Raw genomic sequence first — 15516 nt, 5'->3', positions numbered from 1 at the left:
CTCGAGGCGGTTTTTTTACGCCTACAAAAAGGACATCATGACCGCACTTACTATTGTCGACTTGGATAACGCAAAACTTGACGTCGATCACATCGCAGATATAGCAACTTCGCCGGCCAGTACTGCTACCGACAGAAAAGGAAACACAAAGCTTACCGTACAGGGAGCCGTGGACACAATTAAGAGTGTGAATATTCGCGGTGCATGGGCGACCGCAACGACCTATGCAATCAAAGACGTCGTCTCGAATTTGGGTTCCTGGTACATCTGCGTTATTGCAAATACGTCTGGCCCGACCTTTACGGGCGATGCTGCCAATTGGAGAGTGTATCAAGGGGTAATGGGCGAATCACTCGCCGCTGACGCTGGTGCACTGCTCGTGGGCTTCAAGCAGGCAGGAACAGGGTCTATTTCTCAGACGATTGATCGGAAGCTGCATGAGGTCGTGAGTATTCTGGACAAGGGCGGCGCTGCGGATGGCGTCACTGATTGCTACGCGGCGACCGTTGCGGCCGCATCTTCCGGATTTTCGGTGCGCTTCCCATTTGTGGCGGGCGCATCAAACATATACTGGTTTAACTCGCTATTCCCGACGGCTGAATTAAATGGGAAAAGAATCGACGTTGATCCTGGTGTTGTGCTTTCTATCCCGAACAACAATTACATTTTTGGTTCGACTGTCGGTGCCGACATGTTGAATTTCAAGCATACAACACGTATCTATTGCAGAGATTTATCCAGATATTACGATGCGTCACCATTTTTCCGGCAGCCATCGGCTAATAAATCGCTCTGGCTGTCAGACGCTGAATACGATCGATCCACCTACTTGGCATTACAAGGAACCGGTTTTACTGCGAGGCAGGTTGCGTGGAGCACTGGCGACACGTTCAGTGCAGATACCTTCACAGCTTCCAATTCAGACAGTTTTACGGTTTCTGGTGCCATTGGTGGAAATATTCACATGGGCATGATTACCATCATGCCAGGTGACAAAATAAGCTGTGGCATGGCGCAAACTGGCACGCCTTTGAACTATGCCATAGTGAGATACCAGGGCGGCTATGCAGGGGTTTATGTTTCGTCAGACATCGGCTTTACTGATGTCAAGGGCTTTACTAAAAATGTTGGACAAACACAAGTTGTATTGTCCGCCAGCCCACCAGGTCAAGGGTCCCATCAGTCATACGCCGGGCTCAACGGCATTCTGTCAATACGTATTGATGCATGGAATAAATATTCAATTCTTTTGAATGGACTTGTGGTGGATTCTGAAACCACGCCCGGTGCCATATACGAGGCCGGCTTCGGGATATTGCCGACGTCTGCAGGTCAAACGACTAAGTTTCAAAGTCTGCATATCTGTCGTGGAAAACCACCGACCGCCGGCAGATTTATTGGAATTAAGATTTTCGGCGATTCGAAATCGTGTCCACGGCATGATGCATGGCCAAATTATATGAAGGAGGCTCTTGAGTTTACCGCCGGCCTTAGAAATACAGTGATCACCAACCTGGCAGTCGCTGGCACGTCGACGCCGGATATGCTGGCTTCAATGCAGACAAACGGCGTCGCGGGTGCAAGCGTAGTGATCATCGAAGGTGGCACAAACGACGTGCAGGGTGGCTATGCCATGGCAAATTCCCTGGCAAATATCGGTGCGATGCTTGATCTTTGCACGGCAGCCGGAGCCATTCCAGTCGTGATTATTCCTGGTATGTGGTATGGACAGGCACAGGCTGGATCCGGCGGACAGGCATCGCTGAATTACGGTAATGCTGGTTTGCTGCGGGCTGCAATCATTCGTGTTTGCATAGAGCGGGGAGGATTTATTGTTGATCCGTTGGACTATGAAGGCCCGGTCCTGGCGAACTACATAAATCCCGCGCTGACGCCAAATTTGACTAATGCCGGTGACTCCGTGGTCTACGACAACATTCACCCGACCACTATGGCCAATCGCCTGACCGGCATGATGGTCGCTCGTAAGATCATGGGCATTTTGTATCCGCAGAATGTCGGTAGCAAAATGTTTGATGTGCCGATAGCCACCTTTTTGAATAACTGGGGCGGAACAATAGCTGCGCCAAATCTCCAAATAAGTGCGGCATATTCCGTGAACTGTACCGGCATTATTAATGCTCTAGCCGGTGCAATCAAGACCAATGGTACTGTGATTGCGACGATTCCGGCAAATTTGGCGCCGAAACATCAAATTGACGTCTACCTAGTTACTGACATTACGACTGAGCGCGTGATCGTATCGATCAATCCTAACGGAAATATCACTATCACCGGCGCGACAGCTTCGAGTTATGTGAATCTTTCGGGGCTCACCTGGCAGATAGATAACCGTTGATCGGTTTAGACCGCCACCAAGACCTGCTACGGCAGGCTTTTTTTTGGGAAAAATAATGCCAGAACCAACTAGCTTTGCCACGGTGACGTGGGTGGCGGTGACAAAGTACTTGCTTCCGCTTTTGCCCGGCGCCGTAGGATCGGCTGTAGCGTTGAAATTTCTGGGCGATGGTCTGAACTGGTGGCAAAAGCTATCCAGCTTCGGCGCTGGCCTGGCCTGTGCCGTGTATATCGCCCCGGTGCTGATCGAGTGGTTCGCGATCACCGGCAGCCGAACGCACTCTGGTATCGAATTTCTTGTCGGGCTATTTGCGCTTGCCACGGCCCGCGAAGTGTTCAAAGAGATTAACGAAGCCGACATCATCGGCGCTCTCAAGCGCCGTTACCTTGGAGCGAAAAATGATCCAACTCGTTAACACGATCGCTAATCTGGTGCTGTTGGTTTTCTGCCTGTGGGCTGTCTTGAACAAGAGGCTCGATACCCAGGTGTTCGGCACCGTTGCGCTGTCGCTGGTGGCGATTACTTCCTTTGTGAACATCACCCGCCCGGACGTTTTCGGCTTTTGGGCCGAGCAATCCGAGGTGCTTTCTAACGTCGCTGTCGCCATCCTGGCCGTCTGGTTTTTCCTGCGGTGGCGCAAGTGCAATTGCGAGGATGAACAATGAACCTGACCGAACACTTCACGCTTGCCGAAATGACGATATCGGAAACAGCCGTACGCCAAGGGATTGACAACACCCCCAGCCTGGCTGTGATCGATAACCTGAAACTGACGGCTGCGACCCTGGAGCAGATCCGCACCCTGGTAGGTAAGCCCATCATCGTCACCAGCGGCTACAGGTCGCCGGCAGTCAACAAGGCCGTTGGCGGCGCATCCAACAGCGCGCACGTCCTTGGCCTGGCTGCCGATATCAACGTCCCAGGCTACACGCCCAAGGCGCTCGCCAATCTCATCAAGGACAGCGGTATCCAGTTTGACCAGCTCATCCTGGAGTTTGACCGCTGGGTCCATGTCGGCCTGGCAGCCGGCAAGCTGCGCAACCAGCTGCTGACGATCCGCACCGGGACCGGCTATATGTCGGGCATCGTATGAGCATCCTCGACCCGCGCCTCTGGCTCGCAGCCCTGGCGATTGCCGCGGCGATGTTCTTTGTCGGTAAGTTTGACGAGCGGCGCGTATGGGTTGCCCGCGAAGCAGCGGCAAGCGCCACAGCAAAGACCGATCTCGACGCCGCCACCGTGCGCGCTGACACCGCAGAATCCACCATGAAAGCTAAGATAAAAGAGGCCGACGATGAAAAGGTTAAACAAGTTGCTATTGTCAATAGCAAGCTCGCTGCTGCTCTTAACGAGCTGCGCGCCCGCCCTGCGCGTCGTGCAAACGCCAGTGGCGAAGGTGCCGGAACGGTCGGCCAGTGCGCGGGTGCCAGTGGTGCCGAACTTTCAAAGCCGGATGCAGGATTTCTTGCGGGGGAAGCTGCCAGAGCAGACAACTACATCAACGAACTGAATGCCTGCAATGTCCGCTACGACGGTGTGGCAACTGAGATAAACAAGCTGGCTCCCGCCAAGAGCGGTAACTAGCGGATAGCCCGGGAGACTACCTGCGCATAGCCTACGTGCAGGAAATCCCCCGGGTGGTTGACCCCGTTGGACGTAATGTCGTAATAGCTCTTGCTCTTCAAAACGCTCTCGGACAAGGCCGTCATGTCGGCCAGCGCGACGCCATCTGTGTTTGCCACGATACGTATCATCGATACCCGATAGTCACGCAGCAAGCCGTTATTCGACGGCTTCCAATCCTCGTTTCCAAGGAAGGATGACACCAGGATAAACTCTGTCTCTGGTGATTTTTTACGAATAGCCGCAATCATCGCGCGCAGATTCTCTTCGAATTTCTTGCTTGTGACGCCGCCGGACGCATCGTTCATGCCAAAGCCTATAATCACCAGGTCAGAGGCTACAGTGTTGACCTTCTCCTGCACGTTGACCAAGCCTGTCCAGGAATCCCAGCCGCCCACAGAAACATTGCGCCAGTAGTACTCGCCGTCACCTTCATTTGAAAGCATCGCCCCCATCAGGTCAGCCCATCCAGGCTGGTGCGGTGCCTCGTTTATCGTGGCCGTGGCATTGTCTCCCTTTGAAATGCTATCGCCGTAGATGGTGGCGGCCAAGGCTGATCGCTCAGAAATCTTCCTTGCGGATATCGGAACGCTCCCAATTAGCGGCACCAGGCCACCTAGGGCGCCTGCGGTATATGTCACTGCTATTTGGTGCTGCTGGTAATCACTGGCAATGCGCAGCGGCGCGCCCGATTTTGTGAACGGCTGCCAGATCGCTGGCGCCCCAGGGTTAGGAACATTGGGAAACTTCAACGCCATGGGAATGCGCGAGTTAGGCAGGATCCGCAGCACGCCGTCCGACAGATCATAGTCCTGGCCTTGGACATAGACGTCGCCAGTGTGGCGATTAGATACCATGACAATCGCTGTTGGTTTGCGCCAAAGATTGGCCGGGCCGCCCGTAGGCAATACGGGTTCATCGAAGACAATCCCGGCATCCCAGATGGGTTGGTTAAGGTGGAATGCAGCTACCATTTCTGTCGAGCAGGCGGTGGTTGTGCATGCATGAAACTGTGTGAAATCGATCGGCATTTTAGGTGTGCTTTATTTGTTATTTAATCAAAATACCTGGGGCATTTATCTCTGCCCACTTTACGAAAATCTGAGACAGCTCGATGCTGCCATACTCGGAAATGTGGTGATATTCATCCCTAAAAAGGGGCATGCCGTCGCGGATCATCGAGCATTTTTCTTTGTCGCAGAACAGTTGGTTCTGATCAAAAAACGCTACGTTTGGGTGAGATTTTGAGATCGACGCCATGATCGGCGCAAAGGCATCTTTAAATTTTTTCACATCTTCCGGTGGCATGATGCAATCCCGCTGCGGTTCTTTTAAGGGCCGCGCAAAGCATCCCTTTATGTCGTAGTCGACACGGAGGTGAGGTGTAAATATGATCACTTTAATATCATGATCCTCAAACGCCTTGATTCTCTTTTCAAGCCTGGCGATATAAAACTTATCCGGGTTATTGATGGTCAGCCCATCGATGATGATGTACTTGATCGATTTGTTTTTTTCAACAATATCCGCAATCAGTTGTTCTTGATGGCGCGGGCCTTCGCCAGTGCATGGGACATTGGTTTGCGGGGTAGCAGCTGCAGCATCTGCATCGATGGCAATGTCGCATGCGCCAATCGAGAGGATGCTGTTTTTGTTGAGCATGCTGTTTTGAATGAACCCCGGGTAAAGCTGATTGGCATAGCTGGTTCCCAAAACAAATACGGTCGTTGGCTGCTCGCTGCTGGCAATGCAGAACCACCACAAATAACTGTCGGACTCGTGGAACGGGTACCGCTTGACGCATGTTTCGTTCTTGGTGTACTTCCACAATGGGCCTACAAATTGAGAGTTTATTTTTTCGGCTGACCTGATCGGCGGCCGGAATGGAAGGCCGTCACGCTTATACGTTACATAGCCGGCCGTGCCGACCAGGATCATCAGGAAAACAAGCACGGGTGTTTTGTAATTGCTCTTGCCGGCGCGGATTGGTCGCTCGATGATTCGGTAAGTCAGCCATGCCAGTGCTATAGCTACGATCACCGCGGCAACGCGGATTTTTAATGACGGTGTTTGGCTCTCGACAATCCGGGCGAACGAAAGAATAGGCCAGTGCCAGAGATACAACGGGAAGCTGATCAATCCAATCCAGACGAGCAGGCGGCTAGAAAGAACTGTTTTATTGAGCCATGCGCGAGGGCCAGCAGAAATAATCAACACGGCGCCGGCGGTTGGCAAAATCGCCCACCAGCCGGGGAAGGCGCTTTTACTTGTGGTGCATAAAATTCCAGCCACCAATAGTAGCGCCCCGACCATCGATTGTGTATCGCGCAGCGCAATACCTTTATCTTGCTGCCTTGAAAAAATAACCTTGCCTAATATCGGGTCCAATTTTTCCACAATCCAACCCAGCCCGGAGCTACGACGGATTGTCAGGTATGCGACTATCGAGCCGGATAGCAGCTCCCAAAAACGGGAGCCTGGTAGATAGAAGGTAGTGGAAGGATCATGACTAACATGGTTGACGTTCCACGCAAACGAGGCTGCAAATATGGCCGCCGTGATCGTCAGAACATTGAATTTTCTCTTCCATGTTGCCCAAAGAATAAGCGGCCACACGATGTAAAACTGTTCCTCGATGCCCAGCGACCAGAGGTGTAGAAGCGGCTTTACCTCGGCGGTCGTGTCGAAATATCCGCTCTCATCCCACAGAACAAAATTGCTGATGAATCCGGCGCCGCCGGCAATGTGTTTGCCTAGTTGCTTGAACTCATCGGCAAATAACACATACCAACCAAAGACGTAACTCGTGATCAGTACCAGGAGAAGGGCTGGAAAAATTCGCTTTACACGTCGAGCATAAAATTCCGAGAAGCTGAACTGATTCTTTTCGAGGCTGGTAAAAAGAATAGTCGAAATCAGGAACCCGGAGATAACGAAGAAAATATCTACGCCGACGAAGCCACCTTTTAGCCAGGATGGGAAGGCATGGAAGATCACAACCGACAAGACCGCAACAGCGCGTAAGCCATCGATGTCAGCTCTATATTTGGGATGAATTAGATGGTGCTCGGTGGGCGGGACTACTTGCGGTTGTTTTGTCATCGTTATTGGATATTTATTGCTGGCATGCCAAGGCGCTATTGTAGCGCGACCTAATACAAGAAATGTCTCATTTGCAATGCTATATGAGCACTGTATGGATAAGCAGTATGCAAAGTTTATATATTGCTGCAATAGGGGGCTTATTGAACTGAGGTGCAAATAAAAAAAGCTACCCAGAGGGTAGCTTTACTTTTATCTTCCAAAATTTGGAATTCCATCTTCCAAAAGTTAGTAGGCACTATCGGCAGAAGCATTGATTTTATTGGGGTGGCTGACGGGACTCGAACCCGCGACAACAGGAATCACAATCCTGGACTCTACCAACTGAGCTACAGCCACCATTGCATTGCTACTGCAGACTGCCATGCTTGTTCAGCACTAGGACAGCTGGCTATTATACAAAGTAACCTGCGGCCTGGCAAATCAAATAACAGCTAATTATGAAATTCCCGCAGGCTGAGCGATTGCTGCTACCGCCGACACCGGCGGATGCAGCTGCAGCAGGCTGGCGAACGTAGTCGACAGGACTGACTGGCTGCCGGTGGTAAAGGCGCTGACCTTGCCGGCACGCGCGGCAGTGTGCAGCAAGTTGTTTTCTCCCAGGACCTTGGTCAGCTGCCGGCTGACTGCGGCGCCGGTGTCGATGATGGTTACCGGCCCGGACGCCAGTTCGGCCACGATCTCCTCGATCAGCGGGCGTACAAAAGGGTAGTGGGTGCAACCCAGCACCAGCGTGTCCGCGCCTTGCGCGATCAGGGGAGCGATATAACGCCGTAGCAGCAGGGCAGTCTGCGGGGAGCGCAATTCGCCCTTTTCAATCTGGTCGACCAGGCCGACGCAAGGCTGCAGTTCGAAATGCACGCCGCTGGCCTCGCCGATCTGCTGCTGCAGCGCCAGCAGCCGCGCGCTTTGCAATGTAGCCTTGGTCGCCAGCACGCCGACGATCTTGCTGCGGCTTTGTGCAGCAGCCGGCTTGAGCCCTGGTTCGATGCCGATCACCTGCAACGCCGGATAGGCGTTGCGTATCGCCTTGATGGCGGCAGTGGTGGCGGTATTGCAAGCGACCACTAGCGCCTTGGCGCCTTGCTGCAGCAGGAATCCGGTCACGGCCAGCGAGCGCGCGGAAATTTCCGCTTCCGATCTGTCGCCGTACGGCGCATAGGCGGAATCGGCAAAATACAAGAGATCTTCCAGCGGCAGGTCCTGGTGGATATGCCGCAGCACTGACAAGCCGCCGATGCCGGAATCAAAAATGCCGATGGGCGCACTTTGCGCCATCGGCATTTCCTGAGTATTGCCAGTCATCTGCAAAATCGACCAGATCGGATCAGATGGCAGTTACAGGGATTTTAGACAGCGCCGCATGCGCGATCTTTTCCTGCCATTCCTTCGGTCCGGTGTTATGCACCGAGATGCCGTTGGAATCGACTGCCACCGTTACCGGCATGTCCTTGACGTCGAACTCGTAGATCGCTTCCATGCCGAGGTCGGCAAAGCCCAGCACCTGCGCCGACTTGATCGCCTTCGACACGAGGTAAGCCGCGCCGCCCACCGCCATCAGGTAGGCCGATTTGTGCTGCTTGATCGACTCGATGGCGACCGGGCCGCGCTCCGATTTGCCGATCATTGAAATCAGGCCGGTCTGTTCCAGCATCATGTCGGTGAACTTGTCCATGCGGGTTGCAGTGGTCGGGCCAGCCGGGCCAACTACTTCATCGCGCACCGGATCGACCGGACCGACGTAATAAATCACGCGGTTGGTGAAATCCACCGGCAGCTTCTCGCCCTTGGCCAGCATTTCCTGGATCCGCTTGTGCGCGGCATCGCGGCCGGTCAGCATCTTGCCGTTCAACAGCAGGGTCTGGCCCGGTTTCCAGGAAGCGACTTCTTCCTTGGTCAGCGTGTTGAGGTCAACCCGTTTCGATTTCTCGGTGTCCGGCACCCAGTGCACTTCCGGCCATTCCGACAGCGATGGCGGTTCCATGTAGGCCGGACCCGAACCGTCGAGCACGAAGTGGCCGTGGCGGGTCGCCGCGCAGTTCGGGATCATCGCCACCGGTTTCGATGCCGCGTGGGTAGGGTGCATCATGATCTTGACGTCGAGCACGGTGGTCAGACCGCCCAGGCCCTGGGCGCCGATGCCGAGCGCATTGACTTTCTGGAACAGCTCGATGCGCAGTTCTTCCGTCTTGTTCTGCGGGCCGCGCTTGAGCAGGTCGTACATGTCGATATCTTCCATCAGCACTTGCTTGGCCATCAGCATCGCCCGTTCCGCGGTGCCGCCGATGCCGATGCCGAGCATGCCCGGCGGACACCAGCCGGCGCCCATGGTCGGCACGGTCTTCATGACCCAGTCGACCAGCGAATCGGAAGGATTGAGCATCACGAACTTGGTCTTGTTTTCCGAACCACCGCCCTTGGCTGCGATCTGCACGTCCACCGTATTGCCCGGCACCAGTTCCATGTGCACCACAGCCGGCGTATTGTCCTTGGTATTCTTGCGCTCGAACTGCGGATCGGCCACGATCGAAGCGCGCAGCATGTTGTCCGGGTTCAGGTAACCGCGGCGCACGCCTTCGTTGACAGCATCGGTAATCGAACCCTTGAAGCCTTCGAAGCGCACATCCATGCCGATCTTCAGGAACACGTTGACGATGCCGGTGTCCTGGCAGATCGGCCGCTTGCCTTCTGCGCACATGCGCGAGTTGGTCAGAATCTGCGCAATCGCGTCTTTCGCCGCAGGACTCTGTTCCTGCTCATAGGCGCGTGCCAGATGCTGGATATAGTCGACCGGATGGTAATAGCTGATGTACTGGAGCGCAGCGGCTACCGACTCGATGAGATCTTCTTGCTTGATCGTGGTCAGGGTGGCTAGGGTGGTCATGGCGTATCTCTGTAAAAATTAAACGATGTAGGGTAGGCACCTGTGCCCACGCGGATGTACTTTAATGCTCTCCGTTGGCCTGGTTCTGGGTCGCGGTCATGATGCGGTCGCACCAGGCGATCGCCAGCGCCGACAGCAGGAAAGTGATGTGGATGCCGGTCTGCGCCAGCAGCGTTTTGACATCGTAGGCATTGGCGTTGATGAAGGTCTTCAGCAGGTGGATAGACGAAATGCCGATGATCGCCATCGCCAGTTTCACCTTCAGCACCGAAGCATTCACATGCGACAGCCACTCCGGCTGGTCCGGATGGCTTTCCAGGTTCATGCGCGAGACAAAGGTTTCATAACCGCCGACGATCACCATGATCAGCAGGTTGGAGATCATCACGACGTCGATCAGCCCCAGCACCACCAGCATGATGGTGGCTTCGGTCAGTTTGGTCGGACGCACCGCGCCATCGATCGTGACCACGTCGAGGATGTGGTTGAGCGAGGCGGCGTTGCCGAACACGGCGCCGATCAGGTCGGTCAGTTCGACCCAGAAATGGAAAACATAGACGCATTGCGCCAGGATCAGGCCCAGGTACAGCGGCAATTGCAGCCAGCGGCTCATGAAAATCAGGTTCGGCAGGACGCCTATGGCTTTTTTTGGCGCAGATGGTTGCATGTTGCTCATTGGAATTATCGGGAAAGGGAAAAGCGTCGCTATTTTACACTTCTTGCACGGTTTTCATGGACTGCGGCCAGCTGGCCACCGCAATCCCGGTCAATACCAGCGCCAGCGCCACAAAGTGCGCCCAGCTAAGGCTTTCATGCAGGAATACCACGCCGATGAAGGCCGCCGCCAGCGGCATCAGGGCAGTGAAGATGCCGGCCACGTTGGCCTGCACGTGCTTGGTGCCGGTCAGCCATAGCCAGAATGCGATCACGCTGGCGGCCAGCGCATACCAGAAGACCAGCAGCCACATGCCGGGCGTGACCTGGCTGAAATCGTAGGACAAGGCTGCCGTCAGCCCGAACGGCAGCATCAGCAGCAGGCCGAACAGATGGCTGTAGGCAGTGATCCGCATCGGCGACAGGGTTTGCGTCAGGCGCTTGGACAGCACCACATAAGTAGCTTCGCACAGCACCGCAGCCATTACGAACAGGTTGCCTATCAGCGGCGTCTGGCCGCCGTCGCCGCTATCGCTCTTGCTCAGGTTGAGCACGGCAATGCCGGCAATCGCCAGCAGGATGGAAGCCAGCGTACGCGGCTGCAGCCGCTCCTTGAGGATCAGGCGCGACAGGATCGCCACCGCCGCCGGCAGGGTGCTGGTGATCACGCCTGCGGCGGTAGCGGTGGTGTGCTGGACGCCGTACAGCATGCATAGCGTAAACAGGAAAGTGCCGAAAAAAGCCTGGCCGAACAGGGTCAGCCATTCGTGTCGCTCCAGGCGCGGCGCGGCCTTGAAGAACTGCGGCGCCATCACCACCACAGCAATCACAAAGCGCAGCAGGCCGAACACCAGCACCGGCATCACCGCGATGATGGCCTTGCCGAAACCGATATTGGCGCCTACCAGCATCATGGCCAGCGCCAGGTAAGCATAAGATTTTGTGTGACGCATGGGCTGTAGGAATGAGCTGAATGTGCGATGATAACCGACTGTGAGGCTCTGGTAGCGTTAGCATCTGGCAATGTAAGACTAGAGTAAGTGTAAAAGTTTATGTTTAGCGTCAATTACTAAAAAGCAGGAGACAGCATGGCGAACATCGAAACCTTTGGCCAGGAAACCCGCATTTTTCCAGCCCCGGCAGAATTTTCCAAGACTGCGGCAATTTCCGGCATGGACGCGTATCGCGCGCTGGTAGCTGAAGCCGAGCAGGACTACGAAGGTTTCTGGGGCCGCCTGGCCCGGGAAAACCTGCAATGGCACAAACCTTTCACCAAGGTGCTGGACGAATCCAATGCGCCGTTCTACAAATGGTTCGACGACGGCAAGCTGAACGTCTCCTACAATTGCCTCGACGTCCATTTGCAGAATGGCAATGCCGACAAGGTCGCGGTCATTTTCGAAACCGATAGCGGCGATGTCAGCAAGATCACTTATCGCGAACTGCACAAGAAAGTCTGCCAGTTCGCCAACGGCCTGAAATCGCTGGGCATCAAGAAGGGCGACCGCGTCGTCATCTACATGCCGATGTCGGTCGAAGGCGTGGTCGCGATGCAAGCCTGCGCACGCATCGGCGCCACCCATTCGGTGGTGTTCGGCGGCTTCTCCGCCAAATCGCTGCAGGAACGCATCATCGACGCCGGCGCAGTCGCCGTGCTGACCGCCGACGAACAAGCGCGCGGCGGCAAGCGCCTGCCGCTCAAATCCATCGTCGACGAAGCGCTGGCGCTGGGCGGCTGCGACAGCATCAAGAACGTAGTGGTCTACCAGCGCACCGGCGGCGCCATCAATTTTGTAGCCGGCCGCGACCTCTGGCTGCACGAACTGGTCGCAGCGCAGGCCGAGACCTGCGAACCGGAATGGGTAGACGCCGAACATCCGCTGTTCATCCTGTACACCTCGGGCTCTACCGGCACGCCGAAAGGTGTGCAGCACTCGTCCGGCGGCTACCTGCTGTGGGCGGCGCTGACCATGAAGTGGGTGTTCGATATCAAACCCGACGACGTCTACTGGTGCACCGCCGATATCGGCTGGATCACCGGCCACACCTATATCGCCTACGGCCCGACCGCGGTCGGCGCCACCCAGATCATTTTCGAAGGCGTGCCGACTTTCCCCAACGCCGGCCGCTTCTGGGACATGATACAGAAGCACAAGGCGACGATTTTCTATACCGCGCCGACCGCGATCCGTTCCCTGATCAAGGCCGCCGACGCCGACAAGAACATCCATCCTTCGCAATACGACCTGTCGTCGCTGCGCCTGCTGGGCACGGTCGGCGAGCCGATCAATCCGGAAGCCTGGATGTGGTACCACAAGCATATAGGCGGCGAACGCTGCCCCATCGTCGACACCTTCTGGCAAACCGAAACCGGCGGCCACATGATCTCGCCGCTGCCGGGCGCGACGCCGCTGGTGCCGGGTTCCTGCACCTTGCCGCTGCCGGGCATCCAGGCGGTAATCGTCGACGAAGCCGGGCATGAACTGCCGGATGGCCACGGCGGCATCCTGGTCGTCAAGCGTCCATGGCCATCGATGATCCGCGCCATCTGGAACAATCCGGAACGATTCAAGAGCGCCTATTTCCCGCCCGAGTTCGGCGGCAAGCTGTATCTCGCCGGCGACGGCGCGATCCGCAACAAGGACACCGGCTACTTCACCATCACCGGCCGCATCGACGATGTGCTGAACGTCTCCGGCCACCGCATGGGCACCATGGAAATCGAATCGGCGCTGGTGGCCCATCCCATGGTTGCCGAAGCCGCCGTGGTCGGCAAGCCGGACGACACCACCGGCGAAGCCATCTGCGCCTTCGTGGTCCTCAAGCGCAGCCGCCCGACCGGCGACGAAGCCAAGCAGATCGCCAAGGAGTTGCGCGACTGGGTCGCCAAGGAAATCGGCCCGATCGCCAAGCCCAGAGAAATCCGCTTCGGCGACAACCTGCCGAAAACCCGCTCGGGCAAGATCATGCGGCGTTTGTTGCGGGTGCTGGCGAAAGGCGAGGAAATCACGCAGGATGTTTCCACTTTGGAAAATCCAGCCATCCTGGAGCAGCTCAAGGAAGCTCAATAAGCGCTTGAACAGGGCTTGCGCGGGGTATTGAAGAGAAATTTCTGTTTCTGCCGGATTTGTTGCTATAATACGCGGCTTCGTGAAAATCAAATCCCACGGAGAGTTGTAAAAAGCGCTGTTGTAGTTGCAGGAGAGATGGATGAGTGGTTGAAGTCGCACGCCTGGAAAGCGTGTATAGGTTCATAGCCTATCCGGGGTTCGAATCCCCGTCTCTCCGCCAAGTATTTGAAAGGCCTCCCGAGCGGAGGCCTTTTTGTTTGCAGAATCCCGCTCACTATTGAAAATCGGCATCATCAGCGTTGCTGGTAGGTTGCAGACGTATATTTAAGATTGCACTGAACCAGGCTATCCGGTGTGCAGCAGGCATTTCGCTCAGTGATAAAATCCTGACGACAGGAGGTCGGTATATGTCGGCTGTGACATTTGATACGCTTAAATTTGTTAAAACCCTTGAGGCCGCAGGCCTGCCTGCGCCACAAGCCGAGGCGATCTCCAATGCAGTGAAAGAAGCGCACGAATCGGCGGAAGTGGCAACCAAGGCTGACCTGCGCGAGCTGGAGCTCAGCCTGACTATCAAGCTGGGCGCTATCGTGGTGGTTGCGCTAAGCGCTTTCAGCGTGCTATCGAAGTGGCTTGCCTAAGCGCTTATACGCGATGCCATTGGCGATGCAACATCAGGCCCAAGCATGCCCGGTTATTTGAAATCCCATTTCATCTGCTCAGAGATAGGAATGTTCCTGGTGCTGGCCACACACAAGCCAATATAGTCGGTCAACGGCGCAGCGCTTGTCATCCCTTCCTCCAACAGGTTGTCGTTGTTGAAGACGTAGTTCAACCTGGCGAATTCCCCATACAGCTTCAAGGCCCTGGATAGCAGCCGCGGATTGCAGTCGGGGATGCGGACCTTGATGCGCGGTATCAGCTGGTCGATCTGGTCGACCGCGATCTGCTCGTAATCGCGGCCGTAAGCGTTGCTGCGGCTGCCGAGCGCGTCGTCGATCTGGCGGAACGAACGGCTGGACTGGGCTCCGGCTGATAGATGAAACACCTGCCGCGCCAGCGTTTCCTTGAACGCCAGGTGCAGGATGGCCTGCGCGCACCAGTCGACCGGCACGACGTCGATCTTGGCATCCAGCGAAGTGGTCAGTACGCCCAGCTTCTGCCACACCATGAACACCCAGAAAATGCTTTGCGATGGCGCGCAGCCGAGCCGCGTGTGGCCGACCACGATGGACGGGCGCAGCACCACCAGCGGCAGGTCCGGAAAACGTTCCTTCAGCATGCGCTCGCTGATGGCCTTGGAGCGGGTGTATGGCACCAGGTGGTCTTCCTGCGCCAGCGGCAGGTTCGCCATTTCCGGGATGCTGTTGTCGGCGGCGGAATGGCTGCCGCAAGCCATGGCCGTGCCGATGTAGAGAAAGCGCCGTAGCCGCGGGCGGCCTTCCATCAGCGCGGCCAGCGCCAGCGTGCCGTCGACGTTGGTTGTTTCCAGTGCAGGATGGTCGGCGAAAGTCGCCAGCGCGGCGCAATGGATCACGGTCGATACTCTTTCCAGGCGCGGATCGCCGACGATGCCGGCGAGCTCCGACAAGTCGGCGCACAGGACCTGCTGCGAACTCAGTTGCGCCAGGTCGGCATCGCTGGCGCCCACCTGCTTGAGCTGGATCCACAGGCGCTCCAGGGCTTGCCGGGGATTCGGCGCCCGCACCAGCAGCAGCAAGCGGTGCGCCAGTCCGGCCTGGATCGCTTCCACGGCGGTGGCGCCGCCCAGGAAGCCGGTAGCGCCGGTAATCAGGATCAAGTCTTCATTGTTCATCTGCTGG

The 15516-nt window shown here is 56.1% G+C and carries 14 protein-coding genes and 2 tRNA genes; 8 read left to right on the top strand and 8 right to left on the bottom strand.

Annotation, left to right across the window (positions count from 1 at the left end; translation table 11 throughout):
- Positions 1-37 precede the first annotated feature (37 nt).
- From CFU_RS17380 to CFU_RS17360, 5 genes are read left to right on the top strand one after another with little or no spacing between them, the layout of a single operon-like run.
- A complete protein-coding gene (locus CFU_RS17380) occupies positions 38-2359 on the top strand; it encodes a GDSL-type esterase/lipase family protein (protein WP_014007336.1) in 2322 nt (773 codons plus the stop codon).
- Positions 2360-2414: 55 nt separating this feature from the next.
- Complete coding sequence (locus tag CFU_RS17375) at positions 2415-2774, top strand: hypothetical protein (RefSeq protein WP_041742279.1); 360 nt, start codon at positions 2415-2417, stop codon at positions 2772-2774.
- Complete coding sequence (locus CFU_RS17370) at positions 2758-3024, top strand: hypothetical protein (protein WP_041742278.1); 267 nt, start codon at positions 2758-2760, stop codon at positions 3022-3024. Before CFU_RS17375 ends, CFU_RS17370 begins: the two co-directional genes overlap by 17 nt.
- Entirely contained in the window at positions 3021-3452 is a 432-nt protein-coding gene (locus CFU_RS17365; RefSeq protein WP_014007334.1) for a D-Ala-D-Ala carboxypeptidase family metallohydrolase, read from the top strand. Before CFU_RS17370 ends, CFU_RS17365 begins: the two co-directional genes overlap by 4 nt.
- Positions 3449-3943: a hypothetical protein gene (locus tag CFU_RS17360; RefSeq protein WP_014007333.1), complete on the top strand. Its 495-nt coding sequence runs from the start codon at positions 3449-3451 to the stop codon at positions 3941-3943. The genes CFU_RS17365 and CFU_RS17360 overlap by 4 nt, the downstream gene beginning before the upstream one ends.
- Here the strand turns inward: CFU_RS17360 and CFU_RS17355 are convergent.
- From CFU_RS17355 to CFU_RS17325, 7 genes are all read right to left on the bottom strand, one after another.
- The gene (locus CFU_RS17355) at positions 3940-5013 is read right to left on the bottom strand and encodes an SGNH/GDSL hydrolase family protein (RefSeq protein ID WP_014007332.1); all 1074 of its coding nucleotides are present in this window, start codon (positions 5011-5013) and stop codon (positions 3940-3942) included. The genes CFU_RS17360 and CFU_RS17355 overlap by 4 nt on opposite strands.
- A 19-nt stretch (positions 5014-5032) precedes the next feature.
- Positions 5033-7084, bottom strand: a complete 2052-nt coding sequence (locus tag CFU_RS17350; RefSeq protein WP_148264872.1) for an acyltransferase family protein — start codon at positions 7082-7084, stop codon at positions 5033-5035.
- Between the two features lie 263 nt (positions 7085-7347).
- Positions 7348-7423, bottom strand: a tRNA-His gene (locus CFU_RS17345).
- Between the two features lie 99 nt (positions 7424-7522).
- On the bottom strand, positions 7523-8389 hold the full coding sequence (gene murI, locus CFU_RS17340) for a glutamate racemase (protein WP_238531328.1): 867 nt from the start codon (positions 8387-8389) through the stop codon (positions 7523-7525).
- 22 nt (positions 8390-8411) lie between these two features.
- Complete coding sequence (locus CFU_RS17335; RefSeq protein WP_041743627.1) at positions 8412-9950, bottom strand: fumarate hydratase; 1539 nt, start codon at positions 9948-9950, stop codon at positions 8412-8414.
- A gap of 79 nt (positions 9951-10029) precedes the next feature.
- Entirely contained in the window at positions 10030-10644 is a 615-nt protein-coding gene (locus tag CFU_RS17330) for a TIGR00645 family protein (protein WP_014007328.1), read from the bottom strand.
- Between the two features lie 34 nt (positions 10645-10678).
- Positions 10679-11575 (bottom strand): DMT family transporter, encoded by an 897-nt coding sequence (locus CFU_RS17325; protein WP_014007327.1) that lies wholly within the window; start codon positions 11573-11575, stop codon positions 10679-10681.
- A 135-nt stretch (positions 11576-11710) separates the two neighbouring features.
- Here CFU_RS17325 and acs point away from each other — a divergent pair, with 135 nt between their 5' ends.
- From acs to CFU_RS17310, 3 genes are all read left to right on the top strand, one after another.
- Entirely contained in the window at positions 11711-13693 is a 1983-nt protein-coding gene (gene acs, locus CFU_RS17320) for an acetate--CoA ligase (RefSeq protein ID WP_014007326.1), read from the top strand.
- Between the two features lie 129 nt (positions 13694-13822).
- Positions 13823-13913: transfer RNA gene (locus CFU_RS17315), tRNA-Ser, on the top strand.
- Between the two features lie 187 nt (positions 13914-14100).
- On the top strand, positions 14101-14334 hold the full coding sequence (locus CFU_RS17310) for a hypothetical protein (RefSeq protein WP_041742275.1): 234 nt from the start codon (positions 14101-14103) through the stop codon (positions 14332-14334).
- 53 nt (positions 14335-14387) lie between these two features.
- On the opposite strand, the gene CFU_RS17305 is transcribed toward CFU_RS17310, so the two are convergent.
- Positions 14388-15509 carry an SDR family oxidoreductase gene (locus CFU_RS17305; RefSeq protein ID WP_014007325.1) on the bottom strand — a complete coding sequence of 374 codons (1122 nt, stop codon included), beginning with the start codon at positions 15507-15509 and terminating at the stop codon, positions 14388-14390.
- Between the last annotated feature and the right edge of the window lie 7 nt (positions 15510-15516).

This window comes from Collimonas fungivorans Ter331 (assembly GCF_000221045.1).
Classification (GTDB): Bacteria; Pseudomonadota; Gammaproteobacteria; order Burkholderiales; family Burkholderiaceae_D; genus Collimonas; species Collimonas fungivorans_A.
The sequence above is the reverse complement of the archived record's forward strand: the minus strand, read 5'-3'. Positions and strand labels throughout refer to the sequence as shown.